Below are 21,847 nucleotides of genomic sequence, written 5' to 3'. Positions count from 1 at the left end.
CGGCAGGCGCTGCACGCCCTCGAACCCGTGCCCCACACCACCATCAGCCCCCGGCGAGAAATCGGACCTCCGAAACATCAGCCGGTGGATCCGGGTTCAGTAGCCGGGCCCGGGAGTCGTTGCTGCGGGGCTTCCCGTCTCTGCGAACGGACACCCTGAACTCGTTGACGACCGCCGTCATGTCCGCGAAACCCAGTCCGGCTGGGTCGGAACCAGCACGCCGGGTAGCGAGGGCCCGAGAGGCGATCGTGCAGGCCAGGAGCCGGTCACGAAGGGCCGAGGACCCCGGACTCGTCGTGCGAGCCCAGTGCATCGCTACTTCCCTTAGCCATGGCTGGAGGATGGGGGTGAAGTCGATCTCGCCCTCACGCACGCGGAACCCGGTCCGCGTGCGCGCCGGTAGAGGGGTATCCAGCGCCCGCAGGTCCCACACCGGTTTGGTGGTCTCGTCGATACCGCGGTACGCGTCGAGGCCCCTGGTGATGTCCCGCTTGACCTCCTTGATCAGAGACTGAGTCGCCGTGCATGTGGTGTCGGAGGGGCCAGGCGTGGCGCCAACCGCGAGAGCCACAGAGGGAATGCCGGCGAACAGCTTGACGATCTTCCTGACCTGAGTCGGACGGAGAACCTGGCCCCGCGCGTCCCTCTTCTGGAGGGCGTAAAGCAGTTCCAGGCGCGTCGTCTCCTCAAGAGGGACGAGGCTGAACTCGTTCTGGAGGAGGAACGGCACCCGGGTCTTGGTCCACCTGGCCAGGTCCTCGCTGCTGTCCCGGCCGCTCTCGCGGGCGCACGCCGCCCACAAGTTGCGGTGCGCATAGCAGAGGTGCGTCGGAAGGCTCTCCTCGCTTCGGCACCCTCGGACCGCGCACAGAGGCAGCCCGGGGAACGGCTCTTGTGCGGTTGCCCATGCCTCACGCTCAGCCGCGTAACGGCTGATCCTGGCATCGTGGCCGTAAGTCCTGCGTACATGGCTGCGCCAGACCGAGTAGTGGCTGTGGCAGAGCTGCCCTTTGATCCCGTCACGTCCGCAAGCGGGGACGACGCATCGCTCAGGCCTGGCGTGGAACCTCCGGTTGCGTCGCGGGACAAAGGTCTGGTCGAACTCTGTTTCCGTCAGTTTGGACGCGCGGTAATCGATGTTGCAGCTTCCGCAGTACGTCGGCCCCTCGGTCGGGGAGTCGCAGAGAGGATGACGGCAGCGTCGAGATCCAGTGAGCGGGTTGTCCGGGTCTCCGACGAACAGCAGATCGTGAGGATTCCATTCACCGGGCCTCCAGCACATGTCGATGGCGTGCTGAAGCCAGGTGTTCCAGGACCGGAGCAGGTGATCATCAGTCGGCAGAGCCGCGACGCCTACGTTCCTCGCCGACTTGGCCCTGTCATTCACCGCTGTGCGGCCCTTCGCATCTCCGAGACCGCCGTCACAGCGTCCCGCTTTTCCTGGTCGCTGGCGTGCAGGTAGATCTCCATCGACTGCTCGCTGACATGCCCGAGCAGGTCCTGCACCACATGACGCTGCTTGCCCTGGCGAATCCACCGCGTCGCGGCCGAGTGCCGGAACATGTGCGGCCGTGTGGCGAAGCCCGCCCGTTTGGCAAGCCGCGCGAACAGGTCGTGCGTGGCTTGGTACTTCATCGGCGAACCCAAAGGCCCACGGAACAGGTTGACGAATGTCATGTCGCAGGACGCGGCCTCGGGCACGGCCTCCCGTTCCCACTGGTAGTCGGCGTAGAGACCGACCAGGCTGTCGCTGACCGGGACCGACCGAGGCTGCCGCGACTTGGCCAGGGCTCCGTTGGAGTTCTGGCGACGGCGCACATGGATGTGAGGACCGACCGTGCGGCACCCGAGCGTCGCCGAGTTCGACAGCAGATGCATGTCCTCCCGTCGCAGACCCAGGGCTTCCCCGATGCGCACACCTGTTTCTGCCAGGAGCGTCACCAGGAACCGGTCGCGAGAGTGGCATGTGAGGTCGATGATGCGGAGGATCTGCTCGTCGGTCAGGTACTCGTAGCCGGAGATGGCGACTTTGAACTTCAGCTTCCGTGCACGCACAGTGCGGTACTGATCGTCCTCACCGGCGTTGTAACCGGTCGGCATGTGGTGGAGGAGCCTCGGCTCGGTCAGCAGAGCGATCAAGTCTGCGGCGACCCACCCGTGCAGGGAGCAGTGCCTGAGGAACTGGCATGTGGTGGTCATGATCGCGTTCGCGGTCTTCTTGCTGCGGTGCCGGGGCTCGGCGAGCACCCTCTGACTCCGGGCCGGCAGGGGTTCGTCAACCAGCCAATGCAGGAACTGAGCAAGCTGAACGACGGTGGGTGCCGCCCAACAGATACCGAACTCCGCACAGTAGGACAGGTACAGCGCCACCCGACCCGCGTAGCTGCGCAGGGTATTGACGGATGCGTCTTCCTGGGAGGCCAGCGCGGTCAGGTACGAAGTCGCCTCAGGGTGGATCTCGTAGTCCTTGCTGATGACGATCCACGTCATTGCCCCGTCGGAGGGCCTGATGGCCTTCTCGGCCCGGTAGGCGCGGGGCTTGGAAGAGGGTCTGGCTGACGTCACTGAAGTCCCCCAAGATAGTTGTCTGTCACGTAGAGAACGCGCAAACGTCACTTAGGTAACTGAACTTCAGGACTTACTAGAGATAACACGTGGGACGACGTCCGGTCCGAACTGTGCGATGTCGCCGTCACCGCACTGGTGGCGCTGCGCACGCTCACCCCCGACGCCCGCGAGGTCCTCACCCGCCACCTGGACGGGCTCACCCGCCGCTCACTCGGCGGGTAGCGCCGGCCCGGCGGGAGTGCGCGGGTCCGGGGCCGAGGACCCCCGCGGTCCCGTGCGGCCGGCTGTCCGCTCCGGCCCGCGGGAACCCGGCGGCCGCGCTCCGCGGGGCGCGGTCGCGCCGGTCACCGCGGCACCGCGGCACCGCGGCACCGCGGCACCGGGCTCACCGGTACCCCACAAACGTCCGGCGGGCCCGCCCGGCGCCCCGGGATCAGTCCCGGCGCCGGGCGTCGTCCAGGTAGTGCAGCACGGCGGCGACGCGGCGGTCCGTGCGGTCGGTGGGTGCCAGATCGAGCTTGGCGAAGATGTTGCGGATGTGTTTGTGCACGGCACCGTCGGAGACGACGAGCCGTTCGGCGATGGCCGTGTTGCCCAGTCCCTCGGCCATCAGGGCCAGCACGTCCCGCTCACGAGGGCTGAGCCGCTGCAGCCGGGCGTCGGGCCGGCTGCGGGTGAGGAGCTGGGCGACGACCTCGGGATCGATGGCGGTGCCGCCACCGGCCACCCGGTGCAACGCGTCGAGGAACTCGTCGACCCGTCCGACCCGTTCCTTCAGCAGGTAGCCGATCCGGGCGCTGCCCCGGGCGAGCAGATCCGTCGCGAAGGCCTGTTCGACGTACGCGGACAGGACGAGGACGGCGAGCCCGGGACGGCGCCGCCGGGCCTCCACGGCCGCCGTGATCCCCTCGTCGGTGTGGGTGGGCGGCATCCGTACGTCGACGATGGCGACATCCGGCTCCTGCGCGTCCACGGCGTCCAGGAAGGCGTCGGGGTTCTCGGCCGTGGCCACCACGTCCAGGGACTCGGCGCGCAGCAGCAGCGCGAGCCCTTCGCGCAGCAGTGCGTCGTCCTCGGCGATCACGATCCGCATGGCAGGGTCACCTTCAGGGTGGTCGGGCCGCCGGGCGGGCTGGCCAGCTCGAGTGTTCCGTCGTGCGCCTCGGTGCGGCGGCGGATCCCGGTGAGACCGGACCCGCCGCGCTCGTCGGCGCCTCCGTGGCCGTCGTCGTGGATCTCCACGTACAGCCGGTCGTCCAGGCGGCGCAGCACGACTCCGGCCGTCCGGGCGCCGCTGTGCTTGGCGATGTTGGTGAGGGCCTCGGCGACCACGAAGTACGCCGTCGCCTCCACCGCCGCGGCGCACCGGCCGGGCACGTCGGCGTCGAGGTGACAGGGCACCGGGCAGTCGGCCGCCAGGGCGGTGAGGGCGTCGGGCAGGCTGCGGTCGGCGAGGACCGGCGGGAGGATGCTGCGGACGACGCCCCGCAGTTCGGCGAGCGCCTGCTCGGCGGCGTCCTGGGCGCGTGCCAGGACGGCCTCGGCCTCGCGGGGGTCCCGGGTCAGGGCGCGGCGGGCCGCGCCGAGCAGCACGGTGACCGCGACGATCCGGTTCTGTGTGCCGTCGTGCAGCGCGCGTTCGACGCGGCGCAGTTCGGTGGCGTGGGCGTCGAGAGCGGCGGCCCTGGTGGCGGTGAGCTCGGCGACCCGCAGCACGAGGTCGGTCCCGGCGTCCGGGGTCAGCAGCCGCCGTCCGGGCCAGGCCTGCAGCCGTGCGAGGGCGGGTGCGCACAGCATGATGACACCCACCCACAGCACCCCGAGCAGCGTGATGAAGAGGGCGCCGGGCCAGTCGCGTACCGTCCACCAGCCCACGGTCGCGGTGGCCTCGCTCGCCGGCAGGAGGCGCCAGTACAGCGGGAAGGCGATGTCGTGGGCGGCGTTCAGCGGCATGGTCGCGCCGACCAGCCCGAGGAACAGGCCGAGGACCCCGTGCGTGCACACCCAGCGCACCTCCCGGTGGACGGCGCGGTCGCGGAGCGTGGCCCGCAGCCCGGCCGGCAGGGGCGCCGGGCCGATGATCTCCGGGCCCCAGCGGGACAGCCTGGTCCGCTCCCGGTCGGCGACGGCCCGCACCGCGTGCAGGGCGGACGGCAGCAGCCACAGACCCACCCCGACCGGACAGGCCACGGCGGTCAGCAGCAGCCACAGCGTCGCGAGCAGGGCCAGCACGCCGGTGCCCATACCGCCGATGAGGTGCTCCAGGGCGTCCAGCACCGCCCGGGCACGCGCCGACCCGGCCCGCGCCCACGCCGGCCGGCTGTCCGCCGGGCGGTCCTCGGTCACCACCATCCGTACCTCCCCGGCACGGAGGATAGAACGCCGGGTCCCGGGCCCGCCCGGCCATCCGCCCAGTGGTACGCGCACCGTCCCGCTCCGGGCCCGGGAACGGCCGGAAGCACTCCGGGCCCGGGAACGGCCGGAAGCGCTCCGGGCCCGGGAACGGCCCGCCGTGCTCACTCTCGGATGCCGATGCCTTCGACCGGCTCGGTGCGCAGCAGCCGGCCGACGGGAAGCATCGTGGCGACGAGTGCCAGCACCGTGGTCCCGCCGACGACGGCCACCGGACCGGCGACCGGGACGTGGGGGACGCTCTGCCCGGACACCGCGTGGACGATCGTGGTGAGGGTGACGGCCGCGATCGCGCCGCCGATGACGAGCGCCACGCCCAGCAGCCCGGCCTGTTCGGCGTGCACCATCCGCTTCACCTGGCCGCGGGTGACGCCGACGAGGCGCAGCAGGGACAGCTCCCGGGTGCGGGCCAGCGCGGCCATGACGAGCGTGTTGGCGGCGGCGAGTACCGCGTATCCCACCAGGACGGTGATGAGCAGCTTGTTCAGCCAGCCGCTGATGGCCAGGTCCTGGGCGAGTTCGCCGGTGAGCCGGTCGGCGTCCACCACGGCGGCGTCCGGATACCGGCCGGCGAGATCGGCCAGGGCGGCCTCGGTGCCGGCCTCCGGCCCGGTGCGGATCAGCACCCGGTCGTCGAGTCCGGTGACGGTGTGCCCGGTCAGCGTCCGGGTGTGGAGGGTGACGTCGCCGAAGCCCCAGCCGCGTTCGTACAGGGCGACGACGCGCAGCGCGACGGGCGTGCCGTCCCCGAGCCACAGTTCGGCCTTCTCACCGAGCTCCCAGCCGGCGGCATCCGCCTGTGTGGTGGACACGGCCACGGTGTCCTCGCCCAGCTCGGCGAGACGGCCCGAGCGGACCTTCGGATCCAGCGTCCGTTCCACGCCCACCGGATCGATGCCCTGGGCGACGACGGTCTGCGCCCCGAGCTCACCCGGCACGACGACGGAGGTGCGGCGCACCCCGGTCGCGGCGACCACTCCGGGGATCCGGCGGGCCTCGGCGGTGGCGGAGGCGGGCAGCCCGGCGCCGCCGGTCAGAACGTGCTGGGCGAGGATGCCGTCACGGCTCTGGACCACGGTCTGCCGCTGGAGGTTGTCCTGCAGGAACCAGACGGTGCCGCCGAATCCCACGGAGAGCACCAGGGCGGTGAGCACGGCGACCATGCCCCGGGCGTTGGCCCTCAGATTCGCCGCGGCGAGGTAGCCGCTGTCGCCCCACACCGCGCGCAGGACGGGTCCGAGCAGCCGGGCCGCGGCCTGGTTGATCCAGGGCGCGAGGAGCGCGACCCCCAGCACGAACGCGTACAGCATGCCCATCGCCGCCCCCAGCGCGGTCTGGCCGTCGGTGGCACCGGTCAGGCCGGTCAGGGACAGCGCGGCGGCGATGCACACCAGGCCGGTCACCACACGGGCCCTGCTGCCGAGGCCGCGCTCGACGGCCACCTCGCCGAGGGCCTCGGTGGGCCGGATCCGGGTGACACGCAGCGCCGCGATCCAGGCCGCCGTCAGTGCCGTGGCGCCGACGGCCACGGTCACGGCCGCGGCGGACAGCGGCCCGCCCTGGACGGTGAAGCCGTCGGGCACGAACTCCCGGGACACCAGTTCGTCCCGGATGAGTCCCGTGGCGAACAGTCCGGCCGGGACACCCACGACGGCGGCGAGGAGACCGAGCAGGCCCACCTCGGCAAGGATCATCCGCCGCACCTGACCCGGGGTGGCGGCGACGGCACGCAGCAGGGCGAGGTCGCGGCGCCGGTGCCGTACCGACAGGCCCACGGTCCCGGCGACGACGAAGACGATGATCATCGCGGCGTATGCGCCGAAGGCGCTTCCGGCCTGAAGGGTGAACGCCCGCGCGGCGGCGGCTTCGGGCTGTTCGGCCAGGCCGCGCTCGTCACCGGTGTACGCCTTCGCGTCCGCCCGGTCCGCGATCCGGCGCACCGCTTCCAGTACGGCGGAGCGGTCGGCGTCCGGGGCGGCCAGGACACCGATGGCGTCGAAGCGCCCCTGCCGTGGGTCGAGCGCGGCGGCCCGCGCGTCGGTGAAGAACAGCGCCGCCCGTTCCCCGGCCGCCCCGTCGGTCTCGACCACCCCGCTCACCCGGTACGGTCGGCTCTCCCCCGCGGTGACGATGTCCGTGGTGTCGCCGGGCGCGAGTCCCGCACGGCCGGCCAGCCGGGCGTCGACGGCGATCTCCCCGCCGGAGCGGGGCGGTTCGCCGGACACCAGCCGGTACGGGGCCAGTGCGGCACTCGCCCAGCCGTGGCCCGTCGTGGGCACGTCCGGGGCGGCGGCTGCGGTGACCACGATCGAGCGGTCGCCCACCGCGTGCGTCACACCGGGCACCGCGGCGAGTTCACCGGTCAGCTTCTCGTGCACACTGCCGCGTTCGGGAAGGGTGACGGTGGTGTACTCGGTCTCGCCGAACACCGTCGGGCCGGCCACCCTCATCTCCCGGTCGGCGACGACGGCGAGAGTGGCCTCGTAGCGCTGTGGCCGGCCCTGGTGGTGCCGGCCCGACTCCACGAGCAGGGCGCAGGTCATCAGGATGGCCACACCCGCGGTGAGGGCGAGGTAGGTGGCGGCGAAACCGCCTTTGCGGAAGCGCACCATCTGCGCGGCGAGGTGCAGCACGGTTCAGCCTTCCCGGGTCGCGACGGACTGGCGGCGGCCCAGCAGTGCCAGGTGTTCGGCGATCCGTTCGGCCCCGGGCTGAGCCATGTCCCGCACGATCCGCCCGTCGGCGAGGACCATCACGCGGTCGGCGTAGGACGCGGCGACCGGATCGTGGGTCACCATGACGACCGTCTGCCCGGTCTGGTCGACCGCCGACCGCAGCAGAGCGAGGACGTCGGCCGCGGTCCGGGTGTCCAGTGCCCCGGTGGGTTCGTCGCAGAAGATCACCTCCGGGCGGGTGACGAGGGCCCGGGCGATCGCGACGCGCTGCTGCTGGCCGCCGGAGAGCTGGGCCGGCCGGTGACTCAGCCGGTCGCCCAGTCCGACCCTGCCGATCACCTCGGCCACCCATGCCGGATCCGGCCGGCGGCCCGACAGCCGCGAGGGCAGCGTGATGTTCTGCTCCACGTTCAGCGCGCCCACCAGATTGAACGCCTGGAACACGAACCCGACCCGGCTGCGGCGCAGTTCGGTTAGCCGCTTCTCGGACATCGACGACAGGTCCGTGGCGCCGATCCGCACCCGCCCGGAGTCCGGCCGGTCCAGGCCCGCCGCGCAGTGCAGCAGCGTGCTCTTGCCGGATCCGGACGGTCCCATCACGGCCGTCGCCGTGCCACGCATGAACACCGCGCTGACGTCGTCCAGCGCCGTCACCGACTGGTCACCGCCGTACGTCTTGTGTACATGGTCGAGGCTGACGGCGACGTCGGCCGGGGTCACTGACATGGTGGGGCGCCTTCCGGGCGGAGCTCTGTGCGGGACCTCTCGACGGTAGAAGGCGCGGGACCCCGGGCCCATCCAGCCAGCGACCGGGCAGTGGTGGTGCAGGCACCACCGTCGGGCGCGGCAGAGGCGGTTGTGCGGCCCGCGGTGGTGGCGGGGCCGGTGGCGGGACACCCGGTGGCGCGGATCCGCCGGTGGTGACGGGTCGTGGGTGTGACGTCGCCCGTGGCGACTTCCACGGAGGACCGCTTCCGGGGGATCATGACCCCATGCTCGAACCCGTGACCGACTCAGCAGAGCCCCCGCCCTGGTACGCCCTCCCTCCCTCCGAGGCACTGGAGCGTCTCGCCGTGGAGCCGGCCGCCGGGCTCTCCTCGGCGGAGGTGGGCCGCCGCGAGGAGCGGTACGGGCCCAACCGGCTGGCGGAGCCGCCGCGTGAGCCGCGGTGGCGTGCGTTCCTGCGGCAGTTCCAGGATCTGCTGATCGTCATCCTCCTGGTCGCCGCCGTGGTCAGCCTGGTGGTGACCGGGGAGTGGGAGACCCCGCTGGTCATCGCCCTGGTGGTGCTGCTCAACGCGACCATCGGCTTCGTCCAGGAGTCGCGTGCGGAGGCGTCGCTGGAAGCGCTGAGGAAGATGCTCATCACCACGGCCGCCGTGCGGCGTGACGGCCGTCTGGTGCGGCTGGACGCCGCCGAACTCGTGCCCGGGGACGTGGTGGTGCTGGAGGCCGGGGACCGGGTTCCGGCGGACGGACGGCTGCTGTCCGCCACGGCGCTGGAGGTCCAGGAGTCCTCGCTCACCGGTGAGGCGCAGTCCGTGGCGAAGTCGGCGCATGCCGAGGTGGCCCCGCACGCGGCCCTCGGCGACCGCACGACGGCCGTGTTCATGAACACCACGGTCACCCGGGGCCGCGGCGAGGCCCTGGTCACCGCGACGGGGATGGACACCGAGACCGGGCGGATCGCCCACATGCTGCACGAGGCGGAGCCGGAACCGACCCCGCTGCAGCGGCAGATCGCGGCCCTCGGCCGCACGCTCGCCCTCATCGCGGGCGCCGTCATCGTGGTCGTCTTCGTTCTGGGGCTCGTCCGCGGCCAGGACTTCGGCGATCTGTTCATCAGCGCCGTCTCGCTGGCGGTCGCCGCCATCCCCGAAGGGTTGCCCGCGGTCGTCGCCTTCACCCTGGCCATGGGTACCGGCCGGATGGCGGCCCGCGGCGCGGTCGTCAAGCGGCTCGCGTCGGTCGAGACGCTCGGCAGCACGTCGCAGATCTGCACCGACAAGACGGGCACCCTGACACTCAACCAGATGACCGCCCGGGAGCTGAGGTTCGCGGGCCGCAGGTTCACGGTCTCGGGCGAGGGATACGCGACGGACGGGCGGATCAGGACGACCGACGGTCAGCCGCTGCCCGGCTCGGTCGACGAGGCGCTGATCGCGATGGCGCTGTGCACGGACGCGGAGCTGCGGGACGGGGACGTGGTCGGCGACCCCACCGAGGGTGCCCTGGTCGTGCTGGCGGAGAAGGGCGGTGTCGACGTCTCCGCGTTGCGCTCCGAGCGGCCCCGGATGCGCGAGATCCCGTTCGACTCCGACCACAAGTTCATGGCGACGTTCCATCACTGGACGGACGAGGCGGGCCGCGACGTCGTGCGCTGCTTCGTCAAGGGTGCCCCCGATGTGCTGGCCGCACGGGCCGACCGCTACGTCGGGGACGACGGTGTCGTGCCCTTGGACGAGGCGGAGCGCGAGCGGTACGACCGGGCGAACGCGGCGCTGGCCGGGGAGGGACTGCGTGTGCTCGCCGTGGGCATGGCGGACTTCCCGGCCGCGGACGTGCGAGCGGCCGGGGACCTCAAGGAGGTGCTCGACGGGCTCGTGCTGATGGCGCTGGTGGGCATTGTCGACCCGCCGCGTCCGGAGGCGAAGCAGGCGATCGCCGAGTGCCGGGACGCGGGCATCCGGGTGCGCATGATCACCGGGGACCACGCGGTCACGGCCGCGGCCATCGCCGGGGAACTGGGCATCCCCGGCGGCGCCGTGACCGGTGACGACCTGGACCGGATCGAGGACGACGCCGAGCTCGCCCGCCGCCTCGACGACACCGGCGTCGTCGCCCGGGTCTCCCCCGCCCACAAGATCCGTATCGTGCGGGCGCTCCAGGCGCGGGGCGACGTGGTCGCGATGACCGGCGACGGGGTGAACGACGCACCGGCGCTGCGCAAGGCCGACATCGGCGTCGCCATGGGGCGCAGCGGCACGGAGGTGACCAAGGAAGCCTCCACGATGGTCCTCACCGACGACAACTTCGCCACCATCGTCAGCGCCGTCCGCGAGGGCCGGGGCATCTACGACAACATCGTGAAGTTCACCCGGTTCCAGCTGTCGACCGCCCTCGGCTTCGTCCTCGTCTTCCTGATCGCCTCGCTGACCGGGATCGCGGGCGGTGCGCCGTTCACCGCGCTGCAGATCCTCTTCGTCAATCTCGTGATGGACGGGCCGCCCGCGATGTCCCTGGGTGTCGACCCCGTCAGTCACGACGCGATGAGCCGGTCGCCGCGCCCGGCACGGGAGCGCATCCTGACCCGCGAGCGGCTCCGGCGGATCCTCCTGGCGAGCGCGGTGATGGCGGCCGGGACCCTGGCCGTGCTGGTGCTGGCTCCGGGACCCGAGCCGAAGCTGGGGGAACCGACCACCGCCGGCACCATGGCGTTCGTGACCTTCGTGTTCTTCCAGGCGTTCAATCTGCTCAACGTGCGTCACCCCACCCGCAGTGTGCTCAGCCGCGAGACGCTGTCCAACACTTCGGCCTTCGTCGCCACCGGCGCCGTGGTCCTGCTGCTGGCCGTGGTCGTCGAGATGGACGCGGTGCACGGTTTCTTCACCACGCAGGACCTGACCGCCGGCCAGTGGCTGGTGTGCGCGGCGGTCGGCTCGGCCGTCCTCGTGGTGGGCGAGATCCTCAAGGTTGTGCTACGGACCCGGGCGCGCAGGACTTGACGGGTCCCCGTCGGCCCTCTCCCACCCCCGTGAACACCCGTGCGCAGGAAGCCGATGCCTCCCGGTGACGGGCCGATCGATCACCCCGGCACCGGGCCGGGACGGTGCCGCGGTGATCGAGTGGTGGGGGTCCGTACGCGCGCGTACGGTCGAACGGTGGACTCCCGAAAGGGCGACCCGGCATGACCAATGGACCGCGACCCGCATCCGCGCAGCGGCGCACCGCCGGTGACACCGGCGGCGGGAACGCAATGGCCCTGCTGGTCATCGCGTCCTGTCAGCTGATGGTGGTACTGGACATCACCATCGTGAACATCGCGCTGCCGCACATCCAGCGCTCCCTGGACTTCTCGACCACCAGCCTGTCCTGGGTGGTCAACGCCTACACGCTCACCTTCGGCGGGCTGTTGCTGCTCGGCGGACGCGCCGGTGACATCCTCGGCAGACGTCGCGTCTTCATCTTCGGTGTGCTGCTCTTCGTGCTGGCGTCCCTGCTCGGCGGGCTGGCCCAGAACTCCGGCCAACTGCTGGGCGCCCGCGCCCTGCAGGGCGTCGGAGGTGCCATCGCCTCGCCGACGGCCCTCGCGCTCATCAGCACCACCTTCCGCGAAGGGCCCGAACGCAACCGGGCCTTCGGGGTGTTCGCCGCGGTGTCGGCGGGCGGCGGGGCGATCGGGCTGCTCGCCGGGGGCATGCTCGTCGAGTGGCTGAACTGGCGGTGGGTGCTCTTCGTCAACGTCCCGATCGGACTCCTCATCGCCCTAGCCACCCCACGGTGGATCAAGGAGTCGGAACGCCATCCGGGCCACTTCGACATCACCGGCGCCCTGACCTCCACCGCGGGGATGGTGCTGCTGGTCTACGGATTCATCCGGGCCGCGCAGGACGGCTGGCGGGACACGCTCACCCTGGTCTCGTTCGCCGCCGCGGTCGTCGTCCTCGCGGCCTTCGTGCTGGTCGAGAGAAGGTCCCGGCAGCCGATCACCCCGCTGCACATGTTCGCGGACCGCAACCGTGCGGGGACGTACGGCATCATGCTGTGCCTCGCGGCGGCGATGTTCGGCATGTTCTTCTTCCTGACGCTGTTCGTGCAGAACGTGCTGGATTTCACTCCGCTCCGGGCCGGGCTCGCCTTCCTGCCGGTCAGCGCGGTCATCGCGATCGGTGCGGGGCTGGCCTCTCGTTTCCTGCCCGTGTACGGGCCCAAACCCTTCATGGTGCTGGGCGGTGTCCTCGCCGCGGCGGGGCTGGGCTGGCTGACCCTGACCGATGTCCACTCCACCTATGCGGGCAGTGTTCTCGGTCCGATGCTGGTCTTCAGCCTCGGTATGGGCATGGAGTTCGTGTCACTGACGCTCATGGCGCTGTCCGACGTCGCCGTCCGGGAGACGGGCGCCGCCTCCGGCCTGCTCAACGCCACCCAGCAGGTCGGCGGTTCGCTCGGTCTGTCCATCCTGGTCACGGTGTTCGGCACGGCGAGCGGCAACGAGGCGGAGCAACAGATACCGCGCTTCCTTCAGCAGGCCACCCCTGCCGAACGCATGCGCTTCCAGCGCACCGGAGAGCTGCCGGCGCCATGGGGCGAGGAGGTCCTCACCGCCGGGGTCTCCGCGGCGTTCGTCACCGCGGCGGCATTCGCCGCGCTCGCCGCGCTGATCGCCGTTCTCGCCATCCAGGTACGCCCTTCCGACCTGGAACGCCTCCAGGGTGGCGCGGGACCGGGTCCGGGGTGAGAGAGGAGTCCGAAGACCTTCAGGACACAACCGCCTCAGCGGCCGCGCCGGCGCACCGTCAGGTCCGTGACCACCGGCCGGTGGTCGGACGCCTCCGTGGCCACCGTGCGGGCCGCGGTGACCCTGACGCCGTGCGAGACGGTGACCAGGTCGATGCGCTTGACCGGGTCGGCCGCCGGGTACGTGCCGCCGCCGTCCGGGCCCGCGTCGCGCAGCGTATGCCACAGGGGCGCCAGCTCGGGTGCGCCGGCTTCGGCGTTGAAGTCGCCGACGAGGATCTTCGGTCCCCGGTCGGCGGCCAGCACGGCCAGCATGTCCGCCACCTGGGCCGCGCGGACCGACGGGTCGGCCCGGTGGTCCAGATGCGTGGAGTAGACGTGCACCCGCGCACCCCGCACATCGACCACCACCTCGGCGAAACCGGGCGCCGGTGCCGGCACCGGTGCGGGCGTCTGGGTGGAGAGCCGGGTGATCTCGTGGTTCTCGGCATGGAGTACCGGATAGCGGCTCAGCACGGCGACACCGAACCGCCGGCGCTCGGCGTCCGGGCCGGCCGGCTCCAGATCGTAGATCGGTGCGAAGAACACACGCATGCGCAGCTTCTGAGCCAACGCCCGTGCCTCGTCGACGAAGTCGCTCCGGGCCCCCCAGTGCACATCGACCTCCTGGAGGCCGATCACATCGGCGCGTAGTCCGCGCAGGGCTGCGGCGGTGCGGTCGAGGTCGAACACCTGGTCCTGGCCGGCCCCCGCGTGGATGTTGAACGTCGCCACCCGGAGCGGGACCGGCGGGACATGCGAACCGGTGCCGGCTGCCGTCGCCGGCGCCGCCGTGGCCAGCAGTACGGCGGCGAGTACGGCGGCGGCACGGCCGGTGCGGACGGGACGTCTTAATCCGGGCATCGGGCCTTCTCCAGGTCACGTGGGGGGACCGGCACGAACGGGAGATATGGAAGCACAGGTTCACGACGGCCGCCGAGACCCCCGACCCGTGTTCCTCCGCCGTTCCCGATGACGTCACCCCGGGAAGAGGCTGCCGGACGGCCCGTCAGGCCCCTCCCGCACCACCGGTTCCCGCGACATCCCGCCCGGTTCTCTGCCACCGCACCCAGGTCTCCTGAGGGACGTCCTCCGCCTCCACGGTGCTGCCGTGCACCCGGTGGGCGATGCCGGCGTCCCTTCCGGCTCCCGGGCACCCCTGCCGAAAGCCGCTCCGGGCCCGCGTCACAGGGTCCGGCGCCACCATGTCCGCGCCCCGATCCACTCACCCGGGTGACCGGCTCCCCGCGCTGCCGGTCGGGCCTTCTCGGTCTCCCGGCCCGCACGAGCGGGCGGCCGTGCGTGGGCCGGAGCGTCCGGCGCCGCGTTCAGCTCCGCGAGCATGTCCTTCGTGAAGCCGAACCAGTAGGTGGCGAGGAAGCCCGCCCCGTAGCCGACCAGCAGACCGGCGGCGTAGACGGCGACCGTCCGCCCCGGGCCGTGGCTGCCGTCGAGGAGCGGGAAGAGCGCCCAGCCCGATGGGCCGATCGCGGTGGAACCCACGTCCGTGCCCAGCTGGTTGAGGAGGCCGACGAACGCGCCGCCGAAGGCACCACCCGTGCAGGCGGTGACGAAGGGGCGCCCCAGGGGCAGCGACACGCCGTAGATGAGAGGCTCCCCGACGCCGAGGAATCCGGGCCACAGCGCCGACTTGACGGTGGTGCGGATGGAGGTGTTGCGGGGCAGGCGCAGGTAGATCGCGATCGCGGCACCCACCTGTCCCGCGCCCGCCATCGCGAGGACCGGCAGGAGAACGGTGAAGCCCGCCCCCTCGATGAGGGTCGTGTGAAGGGGAATCAGGGCCTGGTGCAGTCCCAGCATGACCAGCGGCAGGAAAAGACCACCGAGCAGGAAGCCGGCGCCCGCGCCGCCATGGGTCAGCAGCCAGTCCGCGGCGTCACCGATCCGGGTGGACACCTCGCCGGCAAGGAACATCAGTCCGAACAGGGTGGCCAGACCGGCCACCAGCACGGTGACGGTGGGCGTCACCAGTACGTCGACGGACTCGGGAACCCGGCGACGGCACCACTTCTCCACCGACACACCGACCCACGCGGCAGCAAGCGCGCCCAGCACACCGCCCTGCCCCGGGGACAGGTGCTGCCCGAACGCCTCCACGTCGGCCACCCCGGCATAGACGACGATCGACGCGACGGCACCACCGAGAATCGGCGTGCCGCCGAACTCCCTGGCCGTGTTGTGGCCGACGAACACCGCGATCAGTGCCATGAACCCGGAGGCCGTGGCGGCCAGGGCCGGGGTCACACCGGGCAGCCAGTGCAGGTTGACGAGGAGGCCGTTCAGGCCCGCGACGATGCCGCAGCCGATGAGCGCGGGGATCAGCGGCACGAAGATGTTCGCGATCCGGCGCAGGAACAGTTTGAACGGCGTGGTGTTCCTCGCCTTCCGCTCCGCCCGCAGCGCCGCTCCCCGCGCCGCGAGCGCTCCGGCCGTCACGGGCTCGGCCTCCGCGTCCGGAGCGGTCGGCGCGGCCGGAGCGGTCGGCGCGGCCGGCGCGGCCGGCGCGGTCCCGCCCCGCTCAGCCTCGACCAAGGACTCGAATTCCGGGGTCACCCGGGCCACCGTGCCCGGCCCCAGCACGATCTGGTAGGTGTCGTCCTCGACGACCCCCAGGACCGCCGGCAGCGCCTTGAGCCGCTCGTCCCGCACGAGGGACCGGTCCCGCAGTCCCAGCCTCAGCCGGGTCATGCAGTGGGCCACCGACGTCACGTTGTCCGCGCCTCCGACCAGGGGCAAAAGGGCGGCAGCGGTGGCGCGATGCTTGTTCTCTTCGCTCATGGTGCGGTCATGCCTTGCTGTGAGGTGGGGCCGGTACGTCAGGCGGCCGGTTTCGACGGCCCTGCGCACGGGACTCTCACCTCCCGGCGGTCCGGAAATTTCCTTTCGACTGGATCACTCGATGTGAAAGATATTTTCAGGGACCGCGCGCGTCAATCGTGCACGTGCCGGGCGGGTCACACCGTCTGCCACTGTGTTGAACCCCCCGTTCGGTGTGGAATGGCCCGGTGAACACGAACCAGTACGGCGCGGAGCGCCCCGAACGAGCCCGCCCCGCACCTCAGAGCCTGACCGGAGTCGGCCTGGCCGTCCTCGACCGGAGCGGTCGTGTGCTGCTCGGCCTCGGACACGACGGCCGGTGGGAGCTGCCGGGCGGCAAGGTGGACGCCGGTGAGGACTTCGAGTCCGCCGCCGCACGGGAGCTGACCGAGGAGACAGGCCTCACGGTTTCCGTAACCGCCGTACGAGTACTGGCCGTTGTCGTCGACGCCCTCCAGGATCTGACCCGTGTCACCGCCGCGGCGGTGACCGACGGAGCGGTGGGCACACCCCGGGCGACGGAACCGGAGAAGATCGTGCGCTGGGAGTGGTTCGCGCGCGAGTCACTGCCCTCCGCGCTGTTCGCCCCGTCCGCCTCGGTCCTGGACTGTCTGTGGCCGGAGGCGGCTCCCCGCAGGGCCGCCGGAGCACGTCACTACCGGGTCGACCACAGGGTCGCCGGCGACGTCACAAAGATCACACCCACCTAAATATGAACTCAGAATGCAAATTATCTAGGATGCTGTGTGCGACCAACGAAGCATTCAGTCAAGGAGTCGGCGCATGCTCTCCCCCCAGTCGGTCCCCGTCGTCCGGGCCACCCTCCCGGCCGTCGGAGCCTCCCTCGGCTCCATCACCGAGCTGTTCTACCGCCGCATGTTCGAGGAGCGCCCCGAGCTCCTGCGCGACCTCTTCAACCGCGGGAACCAGGCCAGCGGCGCCCAGCGTGAAGCCCTCGCCGGGGCCGTCGCGGCCTTCGCCACCAGCCTGCTCGACCAGCCCGGCGAGCGGCCCGACGCCCTCCTCGGGCGCATCGCCCACAAACATGCCTCGCTGGGCATCACGCCCGAGCAGTACACCCTGGTGGGGCGGCACCTGATGGGCGCCGTGGGCGAGGTCCTGGGCGACGCCGTGACGCCCGAGGTGGCGGCCGCCTGGAACGAGGTGTACTGGCTCATGGCCAACGCCCTCATCGCCATGGAGGCACGGCTGTACGCCGCGGCGGGGGTCGACAACGGCGCCGTCTGGCACGACATGGAGATCGCCGAACGTGTCGAGGAGTCCCTGGACACCGCCTCCTTCGAACTGCGCCGGCCCGACGGGCTGCCCACCGAGCCGTTCACCCCCGGCCAGTACGTCAGTGTGCGGGTCGAACTGCCCGACGGAGCCCGGCAGATACGTCAGTACAGCCTCTCCACGGCACCCGACCGCAAGACCTGGCGGATCACCGTCAAGCGCGAACGCTCCACCGACGGCCTGGTCCCCGACGGGGAGGTGTCGACCTGGCTGCACGCCCACGCCCGCCCGGGCGACCTCGTGAAGGTGTCCCTGCCCTTCGGCGACCTCGTTCTCCCCGAGGGCGACGGCCCGCTCCTTCTCGCCTCGGCCGGCATCGGCATCACCCCCATGCTGTCCATGCTGGACCATCTGGCCACCACCTCGTCCGAGCGTCGGGTCACCGTCGTTCACGCCGACCGCTCCCCCGCCCACCACGCACACCGTCTCGAACTGGAGGACCTCGTCAGCCGGCTTCCCGGCGGCACGCTGCACCTGTGGTACGAGCAGCCGGACGAACAGGACGCGCCGCACGTCAGCGAAGGTCTGGCCGACGTCTCACGGCTGCGGCCGGCCGCGGACGTCACCGCCTTCCTGTGCGGCCCGCTGCCCTTCATGCGGGCCGTCCGCGGTGACCTGCTCGCCCAGGGGCTCAGCCCGAAGGACATCCACTACGAGGTGTTCGGCCCCGACCTCTGGCTCAGCAAGTAACACCGAACGGGGGGCGGGCCACCGCACGGACGGCCCGCCCTTCGCACACCGTCCCCCACTCACCACCGACTCGGTGTGATCCGTTGTCGCACCCGTGGTACACAACGGTCGCCCGGCGATAGGATGCGGCCCGACGGTCCGAGGACGAGGGGGACACCACATGGTCGCTGCGACCCCTGCGGCGCACGACGTCGAGATCACCGCCGAGGCCCTTCAGGACGATCTGGCCCGTCTGGAGTTGCAGAAGCAGGCGCTGGAGCGGGAACTGGCCGCTGTCGTGGCCCATGTGGACTCCGTCCAACGGGCCCTGGGCGCGCTGCGCGTCCTCCTGCGCGCCCCGGCGGCCCGCCCGGCACCGGCAGCCGACCCGGTACCCGCCGGCCCCGCGGAGCCGCGGCGGGTGCCGGCCCCCGTGGCGGAGACGTCGTCCGCCCCGGACCCGGACCACACGGCGAGGACACCGGTCCCTACCCCCGACCCGGTCCCTGCCCCCGGCCCGCCCGCCGGCACCGAGGGGCCGACGAAGTACGGCAGGCTCACCGAGCAGATCCTCGACTACTTCGCCACCGTGGGGGACGTGGATGTGCGGGCCCGAGACGTGGCGGCGGCGCTGGGCCGTGACACCGACAGCGGCGCCATCAACGCCGTGCGCAGCACCCTCGACCGGCTCGTCGGCACCTCGCGGGTCCGGCGGACCGGGCGCGGCCTCTACCGCGCCGGACGGTCCTGACGGCGGCCGGCACTAACGGATGCGTTCCCAGCCCCGGTGCGGGGCGCGGGAGCCGAGTTGCGTGTCGCGGCTGCGGTAGACGATGTAGGGGCGGGTGAGGTAGCCCAGGGGCGCTGTGAGCATGTGGACCAGCCGGGTGAAGGGCCAGGCCGCGAAGAGCACCAGGGCGCTCAGGGCATGGAGCTGGAAGAGGACCGGGATGCCGGTCATCAGGTCCGCGTCGGGTTGCAGGTAGAAGACGGAGCGGAACCAGGGGGAGATGGTCTCCCGGTAGTTGTAGCCGCCGCCCACGATGTTCGCCGCCACGGTCGCGGCCAGGCCCAGCCCGATGGTGACGGCCAGGGAGAGGTACATGGCCTTGTCGTTGCGGGTGGTGGCCGAGAAGACCGGGCCGACGGTGCGCCGCCGGTAGATCAGGATGGCCAGTCCACCGACGGTGCAGACGCCTGCGATGGTGCCGACGACGACCGCGAGAACGTGGTAGGTGTGCTCGCTGATGCCGACGGCGTCCGTCCAGCTCTCGGGGATGAGCAGGCCGCCGATGTGGCCGAGCAGCACGAAGAGGATGCCGAAGTGGAACAGCGGGCTGCCGATGCGCAGCAGACGGCGTTCGTAGAGTTGGGAGGAGCGGGTGGTCCAGCCGAACTTGTCGTAGCGGTAGCGCCAGATGTGGCCGAGCACGAACACCGCGAGGCTGACGTACGGCAGCGCGATCCACAGCAGGATGCCGCCGGTGCCGGACTCCACCGCCAGGGTGAGGTTCTGCTGCGATGCGGTCATCGGGGGCCTCCAGCCGACGGGGCGGGCATGTACTGCGGCGGCGCGTAGGGGTCGAGGCCCACCTGTTCCTCGGGCGGGCCCTCCGCGGCGAGCCGGGCGACCGCGTCGCGTTCGTCGCCGGCGAGCGCGGGCAGGGTCGCGGAGACGGAGCTCAGCAGGTCGGCCCAGGGGGCGTGGTCGTCGTGGAGGGCGAGGCGCAGCAGTTCCAGGCCGGCCCGGTGCTCGGTGAGCAGGCGCAGGCCGGTTGCCGGGTCGGCGGCGGCGAACTCCAGGACGACGGCGAGGTGGTCGGGCAGTTCGTCGTCGGTGAGCCGCCAGCCCGCCCTGGCGTAGGTCTGCTTCAGGCGCACCAGGGCCAGGCCCCGCTTGCGGGTGTCGCCGTGGGCGTAGTAGGTGAGGTACGGGCAGCAGCGTTTGCGGTGGTCGAAGGTGGCGACATAGGCGGCGGCCAGGGCTTCGGTGCCGGCCTCCTCGGCGCGGCCGACGAAACGCAGCAGGGGTTCGCCCACCTCGGCGGGCAGCGCGGGGGCCGTCCGCCGGGCCAGGGACAGATGGCCGGTGTACTCCTCGCCGGGATAGCCCAGGAGCAGGGACTGGATCTGCCAGGCGTAGCCGTGCCAGGGGTGAACCCGCTGCGCGGGCCTGAGCCGGAGCTTGTTCCTCATGGCTTCGGTTCGACCTCCCCACCGCTGTCCGGGCTGTCCGGGCGATCGCCGTTGCCGGGCGGGAAGAGGCCGGGCGGACTGCCCTTGCCGTCCCAGTTGAGAAGGTTGACGCGGGTCTCCTTGCCGTCCGGGGCCGCCGAGGTGTCCGAGAGCTGGCGGTCACGCAGGGCCCGGTAGCTCTCCACCGCGATGGGTGCCGCGCCGCCGGACGTCTCGCCGAAGGGACCGGAGCCTCCCATGCCGGGGCCGCCCTCGTAGTCGAGGCTGCACTCGGTGGCCAGTTCCTCGAGGCTGTGGGCCTGTTCGGCGTGGGCGGGCGGGATGACGTACCGCTCGTCGTACTTGGCGAGGGCGAGCAGCCGGTACATGTCGTACATCTGCTCCTCGCCCATGCCGACGGACTCGGGGATGGAGGCGTCGGGTTCGCGGCCGAGGTTGATGTCACGCATGTAGGCGCGCATGGCGGCCAGCCGGCGCAGCACCGCGTCCACGGGCGCCGGGTCGCCGGCGGTGAACAGCTGGGCCAGGTAGTCGACGGGGATGCGCAGGGCGTCGACAGCGGCGAAGAGGTTGCCGTGGTCCTCGGCGTCCTGGCCGGTGTCTCGCACCGCGTCGACGACCGGGGACAGCGGCGGGATGTACCAGACCATGGGCATGGTGCGGTACTCCGGGTGCAGCGGCAGGGCGACCTTGTAGGTGTTGATCAGGGCGTGGATCGGGGAGCGCTGGGCGGCGTCGATCCAGTCGCGGGGGATGTCCGCCTTCTCCGCCTCGGCGATCACCTGCGGGTCGTTCGGGTCGAGGAAGACCTGCCGCTGGGCCTCGTACAGGCCGGTGTCGTCGGGGGTGGAGGCGGCCTCCAGCACCTTGTCCGCGTCGTAGAGGACGAGCCCGATGTAGCGCAGCCGGCCGACGCAGGTCTCGGAGCAGACGGTGGGCAGGCCGACCTCGACGCGCGGGAAGCAGAAGGTGCACTTCTCGGCCTTGCCGGTGCGGTGGTTGAAGTACACCTTCTTGTACGGGCATCCGGTGACGCACATCCGCCAGCCGCGGCACTTGTCCTGGTCGACCAGGACGATGCCGTCCTCCTCGCGCTTGTAGATGGCGCCGGAGGGACAGGAGGCCGCGCAGGACGGGTTGAGGCAGTGCTCGCAGATGCGCGGCAGATAGAACATGAAGGTCTGCTCGAACTCGAGCTTGATCTTCTCCGAGACCTGGTTGAGCAGGACGTCCTTCTCGCCGTGCTCGGAGGATCCGCCGAGGTCGTCGTCCCAGTTCGCCGACCAGGAGATCTTCATGTCCTTGCCGGTGATCAGGGACTTGGGGCGGGCGACCGGGGTGTGCTCCTGCAGCGGGGCGTTGGTCAGGGTCTCGTAGTCGTACGTCCAGGGCTCGTAGTAGTCGTCCAGGGACGGCAGTACGGGGTTGGCGAAGATGGTGATCAGCTTCTTGAAGCGGCCGCCCGCCTTGAGCGCGAGCCGGCCCTTCTTGTTGAGTTCCCAGCCGCCGCGCCACTTCTCCTGGTCCTCGTAGCGGCGCGGGTAGCCCTGTCCGGGCCTGGTCTCGACATTGTTGAACCACACGTACTCGACGCCGGTGCGGTTGGTCCACGCCTGCTTGCAGGTGACCGAGCAGGTGTGGCACCCGATGCACTTGTCGAGGTTCATCACCATCGCCATCTGGGCCATGACGCGCAT

The 21,847-nt window shown here is 71.4% G+C and carries 16 protein-coding genes; 5 read left to right on the top strand and 11 right to left on the bottom strand.

Annotated elements, in window-relative coordinates; genetic code table 11:
• Positions 1-43: 43 nt before the first annotated feature.
• The 6 genes from ACIF9R_RS34380 to ACIF9R_RS34355 form a co-directional block, all read right to left on the bottom strand.
• Positions 44-730 carry a hypothetical protein gene (locus ACIF9R_RS34380; RefSeq protein ID WP_399986403.1) on the bottom strand — a complete coding sequence of 229 codons (687 nt, stop codon included), beginning with the start codon at positions 728-730 and terminating at the stop codon, positions 44-46.
• 653 nt (positions 731-1,383) lie between these two features.
• Positions 1,384-2,490, bottom strand: coding sequence for a tyrosine-type recombinase/integrase (locus ACIF9R_RS34375; protein WP_399986401.1), 1,107 nt, complete (start codon positions 2,488-2,490; stop codon positions 1,384-1,386).
• A gap of 511 nt (positions 2,491-3,001) precedes the next feature.
• The gene (locus ACIF9R_RS34370) at positions 3,002-3,661 is read right to left on the bottom strand and encodes a response regulator (RefSeq protein ID WP_399986399.1); all 660 of its coding nucleotides are present in this window, start codon (positions 3,659-3,661) and stop codon (positions 3,002-3,004) included.
• The gene (locus ACIF9R_RS34365) at positions 3,649-4,920 is read right to left on the bottom strand and encodes a sensor histidine kinase (RefSeq protein WP_399986398.1); all 1,272 of its coding nucleotides are present in this window, start codon (positions 4,918-4,920) and stop codon (positions 3,649-3,651) included. The genes ACIF9R_RS34370 and ACIF9R_RS34365 overlap by 13 nt, the downstream gene beginning before the upstream one ends.
• Before the next feature lie 164 nt (positions 4,921-5,084).
• Positions 5,085-7,613 carry an FtsX-like permease family protein gene (locus tag ACIF9R_RS34360; RefSeq protein ID WP_399986396.1) on the bottom strand — a complete coding sequence of 843 codons (2,529 nt, stop codon included), beginning with the start codon at positions 7,611-7,613 and terminating at the stop codon, positions 5,085-5,087.
• Between the two features lie 3 nt (positions 7,614-7,616).
• The gene (locus tag ACIF9R_RS34355; protein WP_399986394.1) at positions 7,617-8,381 is read right to left on the bottom strand and encodes an ABC transporter ATP-binding protein; all 765 of its coding nucleotides are present in this window, start codon (positions 8,379-8,381) and stop codon (positions 7,617-7,619) included.
• Between the two features lie 278 nt (positions 8,382-8,659).
• Here ACIF9R_RS34355 and ACIF9R_RS34350 point away from each other — a divergent pair, with 278 nt between their 5' ends.
• Both ACIF9R_RS34350 and ACIF9R_RS34345 read left to right on the top strand, forming a co-directional pair.
• Positions 8,660-11,380: a cation-translocating P-type ATPase gene (locus tag ACIF9R_RS34350; RefSeq protein ID WP_399986392.1), complete on the top strand. Its 2,721-nt coding sequence runs from the start codon at positions 8,660-8,662 to the stop codon at positions 11,378-11,380.
• Between the two features lie 251 nt (positions 11,381-11,631).
• Positions 11,632-13,113: an MFS transporter gene (locus ACIF9R_RS34345; RefSeq protein WP_399986407.1), complete on the top strand. Its 1,482-nt coding sequence runs from the start codon at positions 11,632-11,634 to the stop codon at positions 13,111-13,113.
• A 35-nt stretch (positions 13,114-13,148) separates the two neighbouring features.
• On the opposite strand, the gene ACIF9R_RS34340 is transcribed toward ACIF9R_RS34345, so the two are convergent.
• Entirely contained in the window at positions 13,149-14,015 is an 867-nt protein-coding gene (locus tag ACIF9R_RS34340) for an endonuclease/exonuclease/phosphatase family protein (RefSeq protein WP_399986390.1), read from the bottom strand.
• Positions 14,016-14,336: 321 nt separating this feature from the next.
• Complete coding sequence (locus ACIF9R_RS34335) at positions 14,337-15,950, bottom strand: PTS transporter subunit EIIC (protein WP_399986389.1); 1,614 nt, start codon at positions 15,948-15,950, stop codon at positions 14,337-14,339.
• 227 nt (positions 15,951-16,177) lie between these two features.
• Here ACIF9R_RS34335 and ACIF9R_RS34330 point away from each other — a divergent pair, with 227 nt between their 5' ends.
• The 3 genes from ACIF9R_RS34330 to ACIF9R_RS34320 all read left to right on the top strand — a co-directional run bounded on the left by ACIF9R_RS34330 (position 16,178) and on the right by ACIF9R_RS34320 (position 18,705).
• Entirely contained in the window at positions 16,178-16,699 is a 522-nt protein-coding gene (locus tag ACIF9R_RS34330) for an NUDIX hydrolase (RefSeq protein ID WP_399986387.1), read from the top strand.
• 73 nt (positions 16,700-16,772) lie between these two features.
• Positions 16,773-17,975, top strand: coding sequence for a globin domain-containing protein (locus ACIF9R_RS34325; RefSeq protein ID WP_399986385.1), 1,203 nt, complete (start codon positions 16,773-16,775; stop codon positions 17,973-17,975).
• A gap of 160 nt (positions 17,976-18,135) precedes the next feature.
• Positions 18,136-18,705: a hypothetical protein gene (locus ACIF9R_RS34320; RefSeq protein WP_399986383.1), complete on the top strand. Its 570-nt coding sequence runs from the start codon at positions 18,136-18,138 to the stop codon at positions 18,703-18,705.
• Between the two features lie 12 nt (positions 18,706-18,717).
• Here ACIF9R_RS34320 and narI read toward each other — a convergent pair whose 3' ends face one another.
• Genes narI through narH form a run of 3 tightly spaced genes read right to left on the bottom strand, consistent with a single transcriptional unit; the run spans position 18,718 to position 21,847 of the window.
• Positions 18,718-19,485 carry a respiratory nitrate reductase subunit gamma gene (narI, locus tag ACIF9R_RS34315; RefSeq protein WP_399986381.1) on the bottom strand — a complete coding sequence of 256 codons (768 nt, stop codon included), beginning with the start codon at positions 19,483-19,485 and terminating at the stop codon, positions 18,718-18,720.
• Positions 19,482-20,150: a nitrate reductase molybdenum cofactor assembly chaperone gene (gene narJ / locus ACIF9R_RS34310; protein ID WP_399986379.1), complete on the bottom strand. Its 669-nt coding sequence runs from the start codon at positions 20,148-20,150 to the stop codon at positions 19,482-19,484. The genes narI and narJ overlap by 4 nt, the downstream gene beginning before the upstream one ends.
• Positions 20,147-21,847, bottom strand: coding sequence for a nitrate reductase subunit beta (gene narH, locus ACIF9R_RS34305; RefSeq protein WP_399986377.1), 1,701 nt, complete (start codon positions 21,845-21,847; stop codon positions 20,147-20,149). Before narH ends, narJ begins: the two co-directional genes overlap by 4 nt.

Source organism: Streptomyces sp. NPDC086080, from assembly GCF_044540255.1.
Taxonomy (GTDB): Bacteria; Actinomycetota; Actinomycetes; order Streptomycetales; family Streptomycetaceae; genus Streptomyces.
Note: the sequence above shows the minus strand (reverse complement) of the source record. Positions and strands in the feature narration are given on the sequence as shown.

Excerpts from the sequence above, each read along its gene's own strand:
- ACIF9R_RS34375 (WP_399986401.1), bottom strand. The coding sequence starts at position 2,490 with ATGACGTGGATCGTCATCAGCAAGGACTACGAGATCCACCCTGAGGCG.
- ACIF9R_RS34370 (WP_399986399.1), bottom strand. The coding sequence starts at position 3,661 with ATGCGGATCGTGATCGCCGAGGACGACGCACTGCTGCGCGAAGGGCTC.
- ACIF9R_RS34365 (WP_399986398.1), bottom strand. The coding sequence starts at position 4,920 with ATGGTGGTGACCGAGGACCGCCCGGCGGACAGCCGGCCGGCGTGGGCG.
- ACIF9R_RS34355 (WP_399986394.1), bottom strand. The coding sequence starts at position 8,381 with ATGTCAGTGACCCCGGCCGACGTCGCCGTCAGCCTCGACCATGTACAC.
- ACIF9R_RS34345 (WP_399986407.1), top strand. The coding sequence starts at position 11,632 with ATGGCCCTGCTGGTCATCGCGTCCTGTCAGCTGATGGTGGTACTGGAC.
- ACIF9R_RS34340 (WP_399986390.1), bottom strand. The coding sequence starts at position 14,015 with ATGCCCGGATTAAGACGTCCCGTCCGCACCGGCCGTGCCGCCGCCGTA.
- ACIF9R_RS34335 (WP_399986389.1), bottom strand. The coding sequence starts at position 15,950 with ATGAGCGAAGAGAACAAGCATCGCGCCACCGCTGCCGCCCTTTTGCCC.
- ACIF9R_RS34325 (WP_399986385.1), top strand. The coding sequence starts at position 16,773 with ATGCTCTCCCCCCAGTCGGTCCCCGTCGTCCGGGCCACCCTCCCGGCC.
- ACIF9R_RS34320 (WP_399986383.1), top strand. The coding sequence starts at position 18,136 with ATGGTCGCTGCGACCCCTGCGGCGCACGACGTCGAGATCACCGCCGAG.
- narI (WP_399986381.1), bottom strand. The coding sequence starts at position 19,485 with ATGACCGCATCGCAGCAGAACCTCACCCTGGCGGTGGAGTCCGGCACC.
- narJ (WP_399986379.1), bottom strand. The coding sequence starts at position 20,150 with ATGAGGAACAAGCTCCGGCTCAGGCCCGCGCAGCGGGTTCACCCCTGG.
- narH (WP_399986377.1), bottom strand. The coding sequence starts at position 21,847 with ATGCGCGTCATGGCCCAGATGGCGATGGTGATGAACCTCGACAAGTGC.